General features: G+C 36.7%; 15 protein-coding genes. 10 read left to right on the top strand and 5 right to left on the bottom strand.

From position 1 onward, the window contains the following. Window positions 1-3: 3 nt before the first annotated feature. Window positions 4-1494 carry a surface lipoprotein assembly modifier gene (locus PYV58_RS13385; protein ID WP_034613718.1) on the top strand — a complete coding sequence of 497 codons (1491 nt, stop codon included), beginning with the start codon at window positions 4-6 and terminating at the stop codon, window positions 1492-1494. A 173-nt stretch (window positions 1495-1667) separates the two neighbouring features. On the opposite strand, the gene PYV58_RS13380 is transcribed toward PYV58_RS13385, so the two are convergent. Next, window positions 1668-2363, bottom strand: a complete 696-nt coding sequence (locus PYV58_RS13380; protein WP_034613715.1) for an alpha/beta hydrolase — start codon at window positions 2361-2363, stop codon at window positions 1668-1670. A 200-nt stretch (window positions 2364-2563) separates the two neighbouring features. Between PYV58_RS13380 and PYV58_RS13375 the strand changes: the two genes are divergently transcribed. Beyond that, window positions 2564-3460: an AraC family transcriptional regulator gene (locus PYV58_RS13375; protein WP_034613712.1), complete on the top strand. Its 897-nt coding sequence runs from the start codon at window positions 2564-2566 to the stop codon at window positions 3458-3460. A 228-nt stretch (window positions 3461-3688) separates the two neighbouring features. Continuing rightward, on the top strand, window positions 3689-4066 hold the full coding sequence (locus PYV58_RS13370) for a hypothetical protein (RefSeq protein WP_004820668.1): 378 nt from the start codon (window positions 3689-3691) through the stop codon (window positions 4064-4066). Between the two features lie 97 nt (window positions 4067-4163). On the opposite strand, the gene PYV58_RS13365 is transcribed toward PYV58_RS13370, so the two are convergent. Beyond that, the gene (locus PYV58_RS13365) at window positions 4164-5399 is read right to left on the bottom strand and encodes a pyridoxal phosphate-dependent aminotransferase (protein ID WP_004721317.1); all 1236 of its coding nucleotides are present in this window, start codon (window positions 5397-5399) and stop codon (window positions 4164-4166) included. Window positions 5400-5620: 221 nt separating this feature from the next. Between PYV58_RS13365 and PYV58_RS13360 the strand changes: the two genes are divergently transcribed. After that, window positions 5621-5800, top strand: a complete 180-nt coding sequence (locus PYV58_RS13360) for a hypothetical protein (RefSeq protein WP_004721316.1) — start codon at window positions 5621-5623, stop codon at window positions 5798-5800. A 101-nt stretch (window positions 5801-5901) separates the two neighbouring features. On the opposite strand, the gene PYV58_RS13355 is transcribed toward PYV58_RS13360, so the two are convergent. The 3 genes from PYV58_RS13355 to PYV58_RS13345 form a co-directional block, all read right to left on the bottom strand. Next, entirely contained in the window at window positions 5902-7353 is a 1452-nt protein-coding gene (locus PYV58_RS13355) for a GGDEF domain-containing protein (protein ID WP_034613708.1), read from the bottom strand. A 187-nt stretch (window positions 7354-7540) separates the two neighbouring features. Further along, the gene (locus tag PYV58_RS13350; protein WP_275059545.1) at window positions 7541-8944 is read right to left on the bottom strand and encodes a GGDEF domain-containing protein; all 1404 of its coding nucleotides are present in this window, start codon (window positions 8942-8944) and stop codon (window positions 7541-7543) included. 108 nt (window positions 8945-9052) lie between these two features. Then, the gene (locus PYV58_RS13345) at window positions 9053-9832 is read right to left on the bottom strand and encodes a hypothetical protein (protein WP_004721311.1); all 780 of its coding nucleotides are present in this window, start codon (window positions 9830-9832) and stop codon (window positions 9053-9055) included. Between the two features lie 177 nt (window positions 9833-10009). Between PYV58_RS13345 and uvrB the strand changes: the two genes are divergently transcribed. The 6 genes from uvrB (at window position 10010) to PYV58_RS13315 (ending at window position 18057) form a co-directional block, all read left to right on the top strand. Then, window positions 10010-12031, top strand: a complete 2022-nt coding sequence (gene uvrB / locus PYV58_RS13340) for an excinuclease ABC subunit UvrB (protein WP_275059544.1) — start codon at window positions 10010-10012, stop codon at window positions 12029-12031. A 137-nt stretch (window positions 12032-12168) separates the two neighbouring features. After that, window positions 12169-12759 (top strand): lipocalin family protein, encoded by a 591-nt coding sequence (locus PYV58_RS13335; RefSeq protein ID WP_034613701.1) that lies wholly within the window; start codon window positions 12169-12171, stop codon window positions 12757-12759. Between the two features lie 144 nt (window positions 12760-12903). Continuing rightward, a complete protein-coding gene (gene rarD, locus PYV58_RS13330; RefSeq protein ID WP_034613698.1) occupies window positions 12904-13833 on the top strand; it encodes an EamA family transporter RarD in 930 nt (309 codons plus the stop codon). A gap of 112 nt (window positions 13834-13945) precedes the next feature. Then, window positions 13946-15646, top strand: coding sequence for a hypothetical protein (locus tag PYV58_RS13325; RefSeq protein WP_275059543.1), 1701 nt, complete (start codon window positions 13946-13948; stop codon window positions 15644-15646). 353 nt (window positions 15647-15999) lie between these two features. Beyond that, window positions 16000-17457 (top strand): glyceraldehyde-3-phosphate dehydrogenase, encoded by a 1458-nt coding sequence (locus PYV58_RS13320; RefSeq protein WP_034613693.1) that lies wholly within the window; start codon window positions 16000-16002, stop codon window positions 17455-17457. 114 nt (window positions 17458-17571) lie between these two features. Further along, window positions 17572-18057, top strand: coding sequence for a hypothetical protein (locus PYV58_RS13315; protein WP_034613689.1), 486 nt, complete (start codon window positions 17572-17574; stop codon window positions 18055-18057). Window positions 18058-18257: the final 200 nt, after the last annotated feature.

Here is an 18257-nt window from a genome sequence, read left to right as displayed (position 1 = left end):
TAGATGAAAAAAATAGTATTGCTTGGTGCCGTATTGCAGTGTGGACAATGTGTTTATGCAGCGGATGATACCAGTATCAGGTTAAATCAGGAAATTAGCCAACAGCAATATCAAAATGATAAGAAACTACTCAAATCAGAAGACCCTAAAAACACACAAGCATTACCGAATCTGATCATACAAGGTCAAGAATATGTGGTTAAGGATGAACCCGCAGAAGTCGCATATGCACTTTACTTGGCAGTGATGCAAAAACAATGGCAAGTGGCTTTAAGCTATCTTCGAAAATATAAAAAATTTCCAAATTATGACCAGGCTTTGACTGAGTTCGCTGAGGGCGTCATGGCACGAACACAGGGGGATTTAAGTTTAGCTGAGAGTAAACTTAAACATAGCCTAGAGATTCAATCCAATAATTTAATGACCCAACTTGAGCTGGCTCGTGTCTACACCGAACAACAAAAAAATCAGCAAGGTCAACAGTTATTTCAGCAGATTCAATCTCAACTGGTTCTGTCTACAGATCCTGCTGCCCAAGGTATAGGTCAAACCGTAGAGATGTATCTCAAAGGGCTTAAACAACGAGATGAATGGCATGGTTCATTGGCTTTTGGTTCACGTTATGCCAGTAATGTTAATAATGCTTCCGATAAATACGACATCATTACTCGCTATGGTATAGATCCAGATACAGACGAAGTGGTGCCTATAGAACGGATCAGACGTGGCACACCTGATGCGATCAGTGCACAAGGTTTGGATTATGAAGCGACCTTAACTAAACGATGGTCGCTTTCTGGACAACATGGCATTGCATTGCGCGGATTATTCTATGGTCAAGTTTATCCAGAGCAGACAGATTATAATGAATTAACTTTTAACTTTAATGCGGGTTATAGTTATTACAACGAACGTAATCAAGTCTTGATTGCACCCGTATTTGAACATAAATACTATGCCCACGACCCACTGTATAGTGCCTATGGGCTAAGGGGTGAGTGGATGCGTTTTATCTCTAACGACAAAGCTGTCAAGTTAGAAGCCGAATTGAAAGATATAAATTATTCCCAATATAAAGGCCAAGATGGCGTGGAATATTCAGTCTATTCAACCTTTTGGAAAATTTTACCGAAAAACTGGACGCTATTTGGCGGACTGGATTTTGTCGACCATAATACCCAAGAACAATATTTTACGGCTTATCAACAACAAGGCGTGCGTTTAGGCCTTTCCAAAAACTTTGACTCAGGTTTTAACGCAAATTTATTTAGTTCTTTCCGTTGGCGTCAATTTGATAAATTTACTCCAGTGTTGGAGTCTAGACGACAGGATTTTGAACAAAATTATACTTTGATTCTAAGTGCACCACGCTGGGCTTTTTATGGTTTAACACCTAATCTCACTTATCAATATAATCAAAATAACAGCAATGTAGAGTGGCTATATTCTTATGATAAACACAATGTCAGTTTAAAGCTGGAGCATCGGTTTTAAAATATTGTAGAGGTTTTATTTTTATTTGAGGAATTGAAACCGTATCAAAGTGGTCTTCTTACTGAATTCTAATTTATACATTTATATAGCCAAATTGAATTTCAATAAATCTAAGTTTTAAATGGGTTTAAGATATAGAGGAAATCCTTTGATTCCCTCTATTCATTCATCATTTATTGAGCAAGAAAGCTGACAGCTTCCTCAATCAAGTCTGAAATTTCTTTTGGATGTGATGCCAAAGAAGCATGACTTGCATCTAGCGAAATCACTTTTTTTGCATTTAAGCGTGCCGACATGACTTTTTGATTTTCAGGGTGGATCATTCGATCTTGAGTCGAGATTTGATACCAAGACGGTTTCGTTTTCCATGCTGGCGTGGAAATCGTATCGCCAAAAGTGCTTGCTACTGGCGCTTTTTGGGTGACACCCATTGCAAACCCTTCATCTTTGGTTAAATCCTGACAGAAACTTTCATGGAATTTATCTGCTTTAAGCCAGAGATAACCATCACTGTCTGGTTCTAAGTTTGGTGCAGCTTCAGGTAAATGTTGTTGAGTAATGCCACCAGGGCTTTCGTTTGAGTCAGGTGCAAAAGCAGCAATATAAACCAGACCTACGACATTCGTTTGATTGCCAACTTCAGTAATTACAGCGCCACCATATGAGTGACCAACCAGAAGCACATCTCCTTTAACTTGCGCAATCATTTTTCTTGTTCGTTCAACATCTTCAGCCAGTGAGCTCAGCGGGAGTTCTACTGCACGTAATGATTCATATCCTCGGTGAGACAGCTCAGTTACCACTTTACTCCAATGAGCAGCGCCTCCCCAAAATCCGTGTACGAATATAATTGTCGGTTTATTACTCATGTGTGTCTCCTAGCTAAATGCTATTGTATTTGTTGAGCTAAATGATTGAAGACTTTTTGTATAAAGATTGGATAGATACAGGATGTAATTTTTATACTCAAAAAGCTTCTATAAACGATTATTCATGTTTAAATTCACTTTAACAATAACAGAAACACCAATGTTTTTGCAGAAACACTTTTTAGGAATTGTGACAAAGAATGAGAGATGAATATGCTGAAAAAAGTGCTTTAACGGATCTATTCTTTGATATTTATCAGTTTGCAAAAATATCAGGTGAGATCTATGACTTCGCGCGATTTACAGATCAACAACAGTTAAGCTTTGAACAGGATTATGCATATATCCATATCGTTCAGCAGGCGACATGCAGACTTAAAGTAGCAAACACTAATCTAGATCTTGTTTTAAAAGCAGGGGATATTATTGTTCTACCTTCGGCTGGAGAACACACGATTGAATTGTTGGATGCTGAAAACCAAACAGCCGCTGTGATTAGCTGTATTTTTAAACTCAGTGGAATTTATGGTGAAGCCATAATCGAGGGGTTGCCTCGCTATATCCATGTCCCATCGCATAATGATACTGGTAAAATTGCAGAATGGGTGCCAATGACTGTTGCTGCGATAAAGCTTGAGCTTGAGCATCCTAGCCTTGGTAGTCAAGTGATGCTTTCACGAATCATTGATCTTCTATTGGTGTGGTCAATACGGTTTTGGTTGGCAAAGGCAACCATTGAACATAAAAGCTGGATTGTTGCTTTACGTGATCCCACGATTAGTAAAGCATTATCTTTGCTGCATGATCGTCCTGCTTATGCATGGGATGTAGAAAATTTGGCTCAATCCACCCATCAATCACGTTCAAGTTTTGCTAAAAAATTTGTAGAACTGGTGGGAGTTTCACCAATTCAATATTTAAAAAATTGGCGGATGAGACTGGCAGGTCAGTTTCTAAAAGAGACAGACAAAAATATCTTTCAAATTGCTGAATTAGTAGGATATAGCTCACAAGCAGCATTCACTCGTGCTTTTATACAAACATACGGATGTGCACCAAAAGTATTTAGAGCGTCATTGATACAAAGTGATCAATAAATACAAATAATCAACTTTAGTTTTTTATGCTTTAAACGCGTTTAACACTGAATTGTACTTAGCCAAACTGATCTGGAACAGCAATAAAACTTAAAGATTTAGGCTAGGTTTTAGATTTTTATTAAAGACTTGCTTAGATTGGTTAATGTCATAAATGTAATTCCCAAGACCGTGAATTGTATAGTTTCGGCCTCTAGAATGAAATGATATCTCAATGGGAAGAATGACATGAAAACTTTAATCAGATTAGCTGTTATTGGTCTTTGTAGTGTTTCAAGTTTAAGTTTTGCATCACATCAAAATACACAAGAAATACGCATTGATCACTTTGGTACAGGTAGCGATGGAGATAATACGTCAGGTCTTTTATTGAAAGAGCCAATAAAACTTGTGCCTTATTCAAAGCTTGATCAAAATAAAGAGCCGAGAATTGAACATTATGGCACAGGCAATGATGGAGACAATACCACAGGGTTATTATTAGTCGATCATGAAAAGTACTATGCGGCAAACACATCTACTGTGCAAGTTGATACTGTACGTATAGATCATTACGGTACTGGAAATGATGGAGACAATACCACGGGCTTGCTTCTCAAAGATTGATTTACAAAAAATATAGAAGCTTGTTGATAAGTAAGATCAACAAAGATAAAAAATGGGTGTAATCAATACACCCATTTTTTATTTAAACCAACTAGTATTATTGTGCTGCTTTTTCAGCTGCGATTGAAGCAATTGCTGCATCAACACCGTCAATAGAATCTGCAGCTTTTTTAATACGGGCAAGTGCATCAACAAGTACTTCATCAGCAGTTGCATAAGAAATACGCATATAGCCGCCTAAACCAAAAGCATCACCAGGAACAACAGCAACACCAGTTTCTTCCAACAACCATTCTGAGAATTCTGTGCAAGATTTTAAACCTTTTGCACGAATCAAAGGACGAATGTTGGCATAAGCATAGAATGCGCCATCAGCAGGTAAGCAGCTAATCCCTTGAATTTCATTCAAACCATTCACAACTAAATCATGACGACGTTTGAATGCTTCAATCATCGGTTGAAGTACATCCTGAGGACCATTCAATGCAGCTTCAGCAGCAACTTGTGAAATCGAAGTTGGGTTTGAAGTTGATTGTGATTGGATTTTTTTCATTGCGCCAATCAATTTTGCAGGTCCTGCTGCATAGCCGATACGCCATCCAGTCATTGCATATGCTTTAGATACACCGTTAAGCACGATAACACGCTCATAAAGATCAGGCGCTACAGTCGCAATATTGTAGAACTCATCATCCCAACGGATCGGCTCATACATATCATCAGAAGCAACATAAACTTGAGGATATTTACGAAGCACTTCTGCTAAAGCTTCAAGCTCAGCTTTGCTGTAGATCATGCCTGTTGGGTTAGAAGGGCTATTTAAAACCACCAAACGTGTTTTGTCTGTAATCGCAGCTTCTAGTTGAGCAGGTGTAATCTTGAAACGTTGTTCTTCACCACATTTCACGATGACAGGAACACCTTCAGCAATGATCACCATATCTGGATAGCTTACCCAATATGGCGCTGGAATAATGACTTCATCACCTTTGTTTAACAAAGCAAGTGCTAAGTTAAAGAAAGACTGTTTACCACCACAAGACACTAAAATCTGATTTGCAGCATAGTCAAGATTGTTATCACGTTTTAGTTTCGCAATAATTGCTTTTTTAAGGCCTGGTGTACCATCAACAGCGGTATATTTGGTAAAACCGTTGTTAATCGCTGTAATAGCAGCATCTTTGATGTGTTGTGGGGTGTCAAAATCTGGTTCGCCAGCGCCCAATCCGATTACATTTTTACCCGCAGCTTTTAATTCAGCAGCTTTGTTGGTAACAGCAAGCGTTGGAGACGGTTTGATGGCATTTACACGATCAGAGAGACGTACGTCCACGGCATTATTCCTTCTTATAGGGATTAAAAAAATAAAAAGCACATTATCATAGCCTAATTTTTCATGTTTGGTCGTCTAATATCTATGCAAATTCAATAAATATTCATCAAAAGCAGAAATTAATGTATCAAGAGAATACAAATAAAAGCGAAAGTTTAAGAGCACTCGCATCAAAGCTGAAATTTACGTACAATATAGCCAGTTAAAATTGAGTGAATCACATGAGCACCCAAAATACTCCCAAAAAGAAGCCATTGGTGAATTTACCATTTCCAATGCCATCATCTTTAGAAAATGATGATGATGTTGCCCACAACAACGTCCGTCCTAAACCTGAGCAATATGCAGATCGTACTTGGATGCCACCTCGTGGTACACGCCGTTCGATGGGAAAACGCTAAGTGTTTGAGATATAAAAATAGGTGCTTGATGCACCTATTTTTATAATAAGAATTAAAAAGAATATTTTTATTAAGGCTATAACATTTATCCTTATGGATTATTAAGCACTACCATTTAACATTTCCGTGACATATTCATAATAATTTTTTTTCTTTTGATACATCAATAAATCTGCACGTTTCAACATATTGTCTATACTTTCATTTGCAGATGTTGTTGCATAACCAATGGCAATGCTAATTGGCTGTGACGAATAATATTGATTGTCGATATTGAGTAATTCTTCAATGGTCATAATCATCGATTCGACGGTCTGTTCATTTGCCGCTGGCATAAGAATCACAAACTCATCTCCACCAATACGGGAAGCGGTATAACTTGTATTGGCAATGGTGCGAGTCAGAATATTACCCATTCGTCGCAGTAATTCATCACCGACATCATGACCCAACTGATCATTGATGGCTTTTAAACCGTTCATATCAATAAAAATGGCTGAAGTCGGACGCAGTACACCACGCTCTAAACGATTAATTTCCTCTGTATAGAACGAACGATTGAATAATTTAGTCAGAACATCATGTTTCCCTAGATATTCCAAATACGTTTCTGCTTTTTTCCGTGCAGTAATATCAGTCAATGCAACTTGCACTAGACTCCAGTCATGTTCATAACCGGGGAAAACAGTGAATTGAAGCAATACATTTCGTACTGAACCATCCAGTGCATAATTTACAGCTTCACGTTGATGATGAATTTTACCATTCCAGAGTTCAATCAGTTGCTCACGGAAAGTTTGATACATCTCTTTTGCAAATACTTTGTTTAAGTTTTTAAACAGGGTTTCTTTGTCTTTGGCTTTAAATAAATCAAGGGTTGCTTGATTGACATCCAATAAGATGATGTCTTCGATACACTGGTTTACAAAGTCGGTATGCACATCTAAAAAGGTGCGAAAATCTTCGATACCAATTTCACGGAGTTGATCTATACGGAGTCTTACACGACTAAAATCTTCAACCCACAATGAAGTCGGCGAGTAAATAAAGCGAGATTCTGCCAGTTGGCGATTTTTTTCTTCTAAACGGCGCGCATTTTGATAGTCCGTAATATCTTCAGTGGTGATTAAAACCCGGTCTAAACTGGCTTCTGAACCCGGCATGATGATACCGCGTAATTTGATATCTAATTTTTTCCCTGAAATCGTGTAATTGACTGTGGTATTTGAAAATTCAGCTTCTCCATTCCAAAGTGCAACCAGCTCTTTGATATGTGAGTGCAGCATTTCTTTCTGAAAAATAATATTTAAGTTCTGATACAGGTGTTGCTGATTTCTGGCTTCAAATAAATCTAAGGTTTTTTTATTGACATGAAGAATCTTAATTTTATGTGCACAAGCCGTAATCTGATCTGGATTTTCTTCTAAAAAGCTTTGAAGATTTGTGATTCCTTGGCCTTTCCACTGATTAAATTGTTCTCTTACTTCGCTATAGTCCTCTATCCACATCGGGGTAGGTGATATATCAAAAATAGAAGAATCAGAAAATTCCATTATAAGATTCTCGTGTGTTGAGCGGTGATCTAGAATGTTTGAAATATATCCTAAAAAAGAGCGATATAAAATAATAAAATCCAAGTTATTTATTACTTATTGTATTTTATGATCGCTGGTTATCCTTTCATTGGGTTTACTTTGATGTTGTTTATTTTCAATTAATTTCTTTAATTCTTAAAAGGCATTAATCTGTATTTAATAAATAATATGCTTGCTTATCTTGATACATAATTTGATCTGCTTTTTTTAATAAATCATCAATATTTTTATAATGGCTTGTTGTCGCATAACCAATCGCCACATGAATTGGATGTTGAGGATTGTTCACTCGATCTATCTCTAATTCTTGTTGAATGATCTTCAGTAATGTTTCTATATGCAGATGATTTGATTCAGGCATAAGAATCACAAATTCATCACCCCCAATGCGTGAAACAGAATAAGGTGTTTTGATGGTGGATTTTTTTAACAGGTGTGCAAAACGTTGAATCAGTAAGTCGCCAACATGGTGTCCCTGTAAATCATTCACTCTTTTTAAACCATTGATGTCTAAATACATACATGACAGCGAATTAAATTTTTGCGATTGTAAGCGTTGAATTTCACCGATAAAAAATGTTCGATTATATAACTGCGTTAATTGATCATGTTTACTGGCATGTTGCAGGTGATCTTCTAATTTTTTTCGTTCAGTTAAATCGGTAAAGGCAATTTGCACGGTATCCCAGTTATGTTTTGAATCTGGGAAAATAACAAACTGTTCGAGTACATGCAGCAAATCTCCATTGATTGACTGGTATTCACATTCTCGTTTAAGTTGATGATGATTATTCCATAAGTGTAATAATTGTTTGTGAAAATTTTGTTGATAATTCTCTCTAAAAATATGATTTAAATGCTGATAAAAATGTTGTTCATTGTCGGCATTAAATAAGTCCAGTAAAGCTTGATTTACCCCCACTGATCGGATGCTTTCAAAACAAAGAAATAGAAAATCTGGATTTTGCTGAATATATTGATCTAAGTCCGTGACATTATTCGCTACTAATTGATTAAATAATGATTTTATTTTGCTGTAGTCTTTGACCCAGAGTGCAGTGGGCGAATGCAAAAATAGGGATTCTGCAATCCGACGTGCATTTTGACACTGAGAGATATCTTCCGTGGTTAATAAAACTCGATCCCAGCTTTGTTTGGCATCCGTTAAAATATTGGCTCTGAGTTGGATATCAATTTTTTTTCCTTTACAGCTAAGATTGACTACTTGAATTGAGCAATCTGTTTCTTTATTCCAAAGCGCTGAAAAAAATTGGATATGTAAGAGTTCAGTATTTTCTGTATGCATTTCTGGAAATTTTTCTAAAATCTCTGCTAAATCATGCGCTTCATATAAAACCAGAGTGCTTTTATTGATATGAATGGTACGAATCGCCGCCAAACAGGGTTTTAAACGGTTGGTGTCTTCCAATAGATGTTGCTTAATATCGGAAATACCTTGCGCAGTCCATTCATCAAATATTTTTTTTATACCACTAAAATCTTGTAGCCACATGGCAATTGGAGACAAATCAAATATTGTTAAATCCATTTGCTCCATATATTTTCCAATTTCTCTTTTATTAATCTAATCTTAACTATATAGCATAAGCAAAAACTTAACATAAATAGTTGTTCAATTAAAAATAATCAAAGCATTTTACTTTTTAGCCCGATGTTCTGCTTTTGGTGCAGCAATAGTACGCTGACCAGTCCATACTGCAATAAAGTCTGTTTCATTTAAATTATAAAGTTCTAAAAGCGCTAAAATAGCCCCTCCAAAAATCATTGAACCTTCTGAATTAGACTGAAATTCAAATATTTTTCCATTTAAATTGTGCAGTATATCTTGTATTTCAAAAATACGATCTCGACCATTACTGTCGTTAGGATACATTGGCGTATTGAGAATAATCGTAGCAAGGCTTTTTTCAGCTTCAGTTAAATCTAAGCTTTGAATCTTTTGCTCTATATCTGAACTAAATATGACGTCATCAGTTAAAAAACTATGCAGTAATTTTTGCGTGAGCTTAGGCAAGGTTTTTTCTACAAATGGACGGAATGAAGCAGGGAAGATCACATTGCGTGAAATACCTTTAAACATCGGCGCGATTTCTTCGACTTTATAGCCTGCAACACCACAACCCACCGACGTAATAAAATATTTCATCTTCGGGTGATTTTTTGTATAAATTTTAAAATCATCAATATAGTGTTGAATTTGCGAAAGTGGCATTTGTTGTAAATGTTCATTCATGGTCGGTATAGCAAAACTTTGTCCTGCCCAGCCACGTCCAACACCTTTGGTTGCGCCAAAATGTAAATGTGCTGTTTTTGCCGCACCGCCTTGATGAGTGCCCGCCATATTACTACCAAAAACAAACACAGTATCTTCTGGCAAAGTTTTGATTATGCTTTCATCATGATAGTGATATGTCATGTTTTTCAATCTTTTAATTGGCTTGTTTCCATGTTGCTATTGAAATAAAAAAGGGTCAAGGTATTTGTTGAATATTGTGTAAAAAGCCCCATCTAGAATAGGTGTCAATGTATGGGTTTAATTGGTTTCTGTTAAACTACTGTGGCTTCTTCCCGATTGGTTAAAGAGTGAATTATTGTGAGTGAACATCAACCTTTTGAACTTGTTACAAATTATCAACCTGCTGGGGATCAACCACATGCAATAGCAAAATTAGTCGAAGGCATAAATAAAGGTTTTCACGACCAACTTCTACTCGGTGTAACGGGTTCTGGGAAAACCTATACCATGGCAAATGTGATTGCACAAACCCAACGTCCAACCATTGTCATGGCACATAACAAAACCCTCGCTGCACAATTATATGGCGAATTTAAAGCATTTTTTCCAAACAATGCAGTTGAATACTTCGTCAGTTATTATGACTATTATCAACCTGAAGCTTATGTACCCTCTTCGGATACTTTTATTGAAAAAGATTCAGCAATCAATGATCACATTGACCAAATGCGTCTCTCTGCTACACGTGCTTTATTAGAACGCCGTGATGCGATTATTGTCGCTTCAGTATCCGCAATCTATGGTTTAGGTGATCCCAATGCTTATATGAGTATGTTATTGCATATTGTACAAGGGGATAGAATTAGTCGTGATGACATTATTCGTAGACTTGTTGAAATGCAATATACCCGTAATGAGCTGGAATTTTTACGTGGTACCTATCGTATTCGTGGCGAAATTATCGATATTTTCCCTGCTGAATCGGACCAACATGCAGTTCGGGTTGAGTTGTTTGATGATGAAGTTGATTCAATTCGATGGTTTGATCCAATTACTGGGAAAATGGTACGTAAAGCACCACGTATAACAATCTACCCAAAAAGTCATTATGTAACGCCAAAAGATAATTTGCAGCGTGCAATTGGAACGATTCGCGATGAATTGGCTGACCGTTTAGTGTTCTTTAAAGAACATGAAAAACTCCTTGAAGCACAACGGATCGAACAACGGACCCGTTATGATTTAGAAATGATGCAACAGTTGGGTTATACCAATGGTATTGAAAACTACTCACGGCATTTATCTGGTCGCCCAGCGGGTGAAGCACCTCCGACATTATTTGACTATATCCCTGATGATGCGTTACTGATTATTGATGAATCGCATGTGACTGTTCCACAAATTGGGGCAATGTATAAAGGTGACCGTTCACGAAAAGAAAATTTGGTCAATTATGGTTTCCGTTTACCTAGTGCATTGGATAACCGTCCGATGAAGTTTGAGGAATGGGAGCGTATTGTTCCAACCACTATTTATGTCAGTGCAACACCTGCGAAATACGAACTGGAAAAATCTGAACAAGTCGCAGAGCAGGTGGTACGTCCAACTGGATTAGTCGATCCAGAAATTGAAATACGTCCAGTATTGACTCAAGTGGATGACGTGCTTTCAGAAATTAATATCCGTAAAGAACTCGATGAACGTGTTTTAGTCACCACCTTAACCAAACGTATGGCAGAGGACTTAACTTCATATTTAAAAGAATATGGGGTGAAGGTGGCTTATTTACATTCAGATATTGATACCGTTGAGCGTGTCAAAATTATTCACGAACTGCGAACAGGGGTACATGATGTTCTGGTCGGGATTAACTTGTTGCGTGAAGGTCTGGATATGCCAGAAGTATCGTTGGTTGCCATTCTTGACGCAGATAAAGAAGGTTTTCTTCGTTCTGAACGCTCATTGATCCAAACCATCGGTCGTGCTGCTCGTCATTTAAAAGGCAAGGCGATTCTATATGCTGACCGTATAACCGATTCGATGCAAAAAGCCATAGATGAAACTGATCGTCGTCGGGCCAAACAAATTCAATTTAATGAAGAGCATGGCATTATTCCGCGCAGTGCTGTACGTCAAGCAATTAAAGAAATTGATACTGGTGAAGTGATCAGTGATGATGAAATTGAAGCAGGTATAAGTGACCAGCATCAGGCGTTAACTGCGGATGAACGTCACATTTTATCTGATCCAAAACTCTTTACGAAGCACATTAGCAAGCTTGAAAAAGAAATGCTAAAAGCATCTAAAGAGTTACAATTTGAACAAGCTGCGCGATTACGTGACGAAATTGTGCGTTTAAAAACCAGAATGTTAAAGTAATTGTCTCATTGTGGGATGATTACACTTTGGTACTTGCTGTAGCTTTAGTTTGAACAAGGATACATAAAGCTACAGTCTAAGTTTAAATTTCTGATTATTTTATAATAAATAGTAAAAAGTAATGCTGAGGGTATAAGGTGCAATTATTCAAAATATTACCCAATTCTTATGACTTTAAAAAATTAATAATCGTATTCGGGGTGGTTTTTTCCAGCTTTTTTTATCCAAAAGTCTATGCGGAAAATTCGACTTTAGCTGCGATTCCAAAATTGGAATTGGGTCAATATTTAGGGCTATGGTATGAAATCGCCCGTAAACCAATGTATTTTCAAAAAGATTGTAAGTCAGATGTGACTGCACGATATACCGTGAATGAATATGGCAATGTTGCAGTTGATAATCGATGTGTAGATCAAAATGGACAAGAATTACGTTCATTGGGTGAAGCATTTATCAGTAATGAGCCATTTAATTCAAAATTTAAAGTGAGTTTTATTCCAGAAGCGATTCGTTGGATGCCCGTGGGCCGTGGTGATTATTGGGTATTAAAAATTGATTCAAGTTATCAAATGGCATTGGTGGGAGAGCCGAAGCGAAAATATTTGTGGCTACTGTCTAGGGATCCTCATCCAGATGAAGCAAAAGTAACTGAATTTCTTCGTTATGCGCAGACTGTCGGTTTTAACTTAAAAGATCTGATACGAACCAAGCAGAACGCGCAAGAATAATCAAAAATTTAAGCCGATATATTTTGAATATTTCAATATTTGCAAATCTTGAGTTTGGAAAAATAATTGAATATTCAAATTAATTTTGGGTGAAGATGTTTATAATGCCTAAGAATTTATTTGAAAATCACCGTGAGGCGACAGATGTTTAAGGGCGTCGTATTGTCTGTATTGGCATCTGTAACATTTGGGGTTTTATACTTTTATACCAAATTGCTGGGCGATCTAGATAGTCAACAAACCTTTGGTTGGCGGATTATCGCCACTTTACCATTCCTGACCTTATTTATGTTATTGAGCGGTGATTTTGTTCATGTCAAAACCATTTATCATCGAATGGTCAAACAACCTGCTTTATTACTGTTATTGATCATTACTTCTATCTTGACCTGTTTTCAACTCTGGCTTTTTCTTTGGGGGCCGATGAATGGGCGGGGTTTACAAGTATCGCTTGGATATTTTCTTTTACCCTTGGTTCTCGTCCTTGCTGGTAGCATTTTTTATAAAGAGAAATTATCAAAATTCCAGATGGTTGCCGTTGCTTTTGCTGTTCTTGGGGTAGGGCACGAATTATGGCGTTTGGGCAGTATTGCATGGGAAACCCTCAGTGTTGCATTGGGCTATTCGCTTTATTTTCTGGTTCGAAAAACCATTAAAACCGATAATTTAGGTGGCTTTTGGTGGGATATTTTAATTTGTATTCCCATCGCAATTTATTTCACTCAAACCGGATTGGATGCATATAGCCAATTTGCTGATGCACCCGTTTTAATCGTTGTGGTTGCAGGGCTTGGAATACTGAGTGCGATTGGTTTAGGAAGCTATATTTTAGCGAGTCGTCATTTGCCGATGGTCTTATTTGGATTGTTAAGTTATTTAGAACCTGTTTTGTTGGCCTTAGCATCCTTGGCGTTGGGTGAATCTATTTCAGCAGATGAATGGTTTACCTATATTCCAATTTGGTGTGCTGTGGGGGTTTTGGTATTGGAAGGGATTTGGCATCTCTATCAACAAAACAATAAACGGAAAAACTTAGCCTTGAATATCGAGAAATTAGACGAAAGAATCGGTTAATCAAAAGAAAATAAATTGATAATTGTTGGACTATAATTTTTAAAAGTGTTAAATTTATCTCATTAATCCATGTTTTAATTTGGTTTTTAAGTAGAAAAACGCTGAATATATTATGAACACAACAATAATTCCCTATCAAACACGGGCAACCTTATTGCAATTAGAGCCTAGTACTGATTTAAACTGGGAACAGGTTTTGTGGGATGTTTTTGATGAAGCCAATATCGAAGTACGTGAAGAAATTGAGCGTCAAATTTTAAGACCGAAAGAAATTCAATGGAACAAAGGCAATAACAGCTTCGAATTTAAAATCACAAATTCATTAGAAAATTTAAAATATAGCTTTGAAAATGAGCGAATGCGTTCCATTGCAACCAAATTGAGCAACTCAATCAATTGGTTAAAAAATATTACCGATAGTATTCAGATCGCAGACTATTTAGAAAATGCGTTGTATCAAATTGATTTGATTTCGGTGGATGATCATCTAAATTTGCAGCGAGAGAAATTACTGATTCGCCGTGTTTTTTTACAAGATGTGGCGAAATTGATCCGCACAATAAATATTGAAGCACCAGTAGGTATCCGAAACTTAACTTCTGATCAAATTAAATGTTTTATTATTGAAGTGTTTATTAAACAACAATTATTGGGCTATTGGTTTAAGCCTTTATTGACCAAATCATCTGAATTAATGAAACGTCCTTTTTTTAAGTATTTTATTTTAAGAGAACAACGGATTCGTAAGTTTGATATTGTTAAAACCTCTGAATTTATCTATTTAATTGCACCGATTGAAAATTTTGAACAGAATCCTTATTCAATTCGACGCTTTCTGTTTGAAGAAAATATTGAATATAAAAATCAGGTCTATGTAACGGGTTTGGTACTCGATACCGATCAAATGAGTGAAAGTGAATATCGAGATAGCACGGATCTTTTAATTCAAAAAATGGTCACAATTCAGCATCAAGTTCATAGAGATGTGATTGAAATTGTGCAAGAATTTGAAGATTTTACAGAAAATAAACTCTTGCCATTTTTAATGGAACCACTTGGAATGGTGGGGAAAAATAGTGATACTGTTGCACAAAATCATATCAAAACCATTGAACAGTTGCTCACGGCCAATATATTGATGCCGTTAAGAAATGCGGTTAAAAGCGATTTATCACATATTGAAGAATTTGAATATTTGTTTATGAGTGTGCATCGAATATTTTCTGAAATTTTATCGCATTATCGTGACTTTAAAGAACAACCCGCATTATTTTTTAATTCTCATGTTCAACTGTTTGAATATCGTTTGCTGGCTTATCTAAAGCTGTTGGAAAAGCGTAAAGATGAAATTTTTATTCCAATGAGCCCGCGAGAATGGCAAGTGATGCATGAACGCTCTCAACAACCGATTAGAAAACTTCAAGAAATTATCGCCGAGCAAGTGAAAGATTATAGGGCTTTAGACAGCTATGTTAAGCAATTAAAGAATGAACAACATGAAGTAGAAGGCTCACTGTTAAAAAAAATGATCAAAGGCGGGAAAGTTGAAAAGGATATTGTTCAAGCAAACCATGCCGCAATGTTGATAAAAAAACAAACCTATTTAGAGGTATTAACTGTTCCTAAAGGTTTAGCAAAGTATAGTGTATTTATTGAGTTTGAAAGCCTGACTTCAATGAGTGAATTGGAGCGCCATTATGCATTTCCTTCAGGGGACAATGGCATTATTCGCTTTCCTTATTTAATGAAGCTGCCTGAAAATTTAGCTGATTTTGATTTGGAAGAATTTAATGCGTCGATTAATGATGATTAAAGCGCGTGTTAGGGGCTGAGTAGAAAGCTCAGACTGAGTGCGATAATCGGGTTTTTAACGATACAACATCAGCTTTATTTTTGTTTTGTCTGGTTTAACTTTGTTCTTATCTACTTTATTTTTCCAGTTGCTTTGTTAAAGTCAATATCAATAGTAAAAATCTACATAGATGCAAAAAACCGAAATGGCTGAAATATTGTTTAGAGATCAAGGCATAATTTAAAATAAAATACCCAGTATGACAAAATATTATAAAAATGTATCACGATTTGATTTCAACTAAATGAGAATTACATTACAATTATGGGGTTTAAAAATCCATGTCTAGATATACATAAATAGAGGACGTATCTGTGAGCAAAGACACTATCATCGCCCTACATGCAGAGCACCAAGGTCGCTGGAAAAACCGTGAAGAAATCGCGGAACGTATGATTGCATTAATCGGTCAATTATACCGTGAAAAAAACATTGTGACTTCTGTGTACGGTCGTTCTTTAGTGAACCGTTCAGTAATTCAAATCCTTAAAGCGCACCGTCGTACACGTATGATGGATGTTGAGCTTTCTGTTGTACATACATTCCCTATTTTAGAAGCTTTAGCGAAATTAGATAATATCGGTTCTGCTGAAGTTGATTTAGGTAAACTTGCAGTTGAATATAAAGAAAAGGGCGGCGATATTGATGCATTTGTTGCTCAAGCTGTTCAATCTTTAGAAGGTCGTCCTGCGCAAGTTGAGCCTAAAGATGTTGTTCTTTATGGTTTTGGTCGTATTGGCCGTATTTTAGCGCGTTTAATCATTAGCCAATCAGGTCTTGGCCGTGGTTTAAGCCTTAAAGCGATCGTTGTACGTAAATCATCTGATGGTGATTTAGAAAAACGTGCTTCATTGTTACGTCGTGACTCAATTCATGGTCCATTTGCAGGAACGATTTCTGTTGATGAGCAAAATGAAGCAATCATTGCAAATGGTAATTTTATCAAAGTGATCTATGCGTCTAGCCCTGCTGAAGTTGATTACACAGCTTATGGTATCGACAATGCACTAGTGATTGATAACACAGGTAAATGGCGTGATATCGATGGTTTATCTCAACATCTTACATGCCCTGGTGTAAGTCGTGTTGTGCTTACAGCGCCTGGTAAAGGTGACATGAAGAATGTCGTGTTTGGTGTTAACCAAGCGGACATCATTGATTCAGACAAAATCATTTCTGCTGCAAGCTGTACCACTAACGCAATCACACCAGTTTTAAAAGTGTTAGAAGACAAATACAAAGTGATTAATGGTCATGTGGAAACTGTTCACTCATTTACAAATGACCAGAACTTGATTGATAACTATCACAAAGCAGATCGCCGTGGCCGTGCTGCAACACTGAATATGGTTATTACAGAAACAGGTGCTGCAAAAGCTGTTGCGAAAGCATTACCTCAGTTACAAGGTAAATTAACAGGTAATTCAGTACGTGTTCCAACACCGAACGTTTCACTTGCTATTCTTAACTTAACACTTGAGAAAGAAGTAGATCGTGAAGAAGTGAACGAATATATTCGTCAAATCTCGATCAACTCTAACCTTCAAGGTCAAATTGGCTATACCAACTCTACAGAAGTTGTATCGTCTGACTTTATTGGTTCGCGTACAGCGGGTGTATTTGATGCACAAGCAACAATTACTTCTGGTAACCGTTTAACAGCTTACGTTTGGTACGATAACGAAGTTGGTTATAGCTGCCAAGTATTGCGTATCGCTGAACAAGTATGTGGCGTAAGCTATCCGAAAGTACCGGCTGAAACAAATGCATAATTTGTCATAGTCGTCGAAAAGGAGCTTCAAATGAAGCTCCTTTTTTTATATTCTAAAGCTGGTTCGATTGAAATTTAATTCATGATTTTAATTAAAACTTAGAGAATATTAAAAATGAAGAAGAAATTATCAATTTTTGCTTTAGGTTTGCTGAATTTATCAACAGTGATTCACGCAACTCCGCATACAAGTCTCGATTTAACACCTATGTTGCAGGATCGTTTTGAAAAAAATTGTGCGATTCGTCAACAGTTCGATTTTTATACTCATGATGATGAGATTCAGGCAATTTTAATGAATCAGGTGGTTAAGGATGAAGTAGAAGAGCAAGCGGCTTACGTCAGCAGAAATTTTAGTTTAAAAAATACGACTTATAGGGGATTAGTCGTAAACAAAATTGAGTTTTTATGGGGGCGTGGTTTGACTTTGAGCGAGACGTTATACTTTGATCTTCCAACGCCTTCAGCCAAACAGCAATTTAATAAGATTAAAAGCAATATACAGCAACCAGCTCAAGCTGCAAATTTTGTAATGACTGGAGAGGGCAAGCGTGATGCAATTGCTATCTGTTCTTGGCTTGATAAAAATGGACATCAATAGCGTTATTGTGAATTAAGTTTTGGGATGATTTCTAAAAGTGATGAAACTTTTACTATCGAAATAGGTGTATGAAGAGCAAGTTGGCAATGCCAAACTTTACATTTAAAGTTTAAATTGCTTCGCTTAGGTGATGCCTTAAGATAGAAAGACTATCGATGGTTTCATCAATATTTAAAACGATACAAGTATTAAATGCTCAT

The organism is Acinetobacter sp. TAC-1 (assembly GCF_029025845.1).
GTDB lineage: Bacteria > Pseudomonadota > Gammaproteobacteria > Pseudomonadales > Moraxellaceae > Acinetobacter > Acinetobacter guillouiae.
The sequence above is the reverse complement of the archived record's forward strand: the minus strand, read 5'-3'. Positions and strand labels throughout refer to the sequence as shown.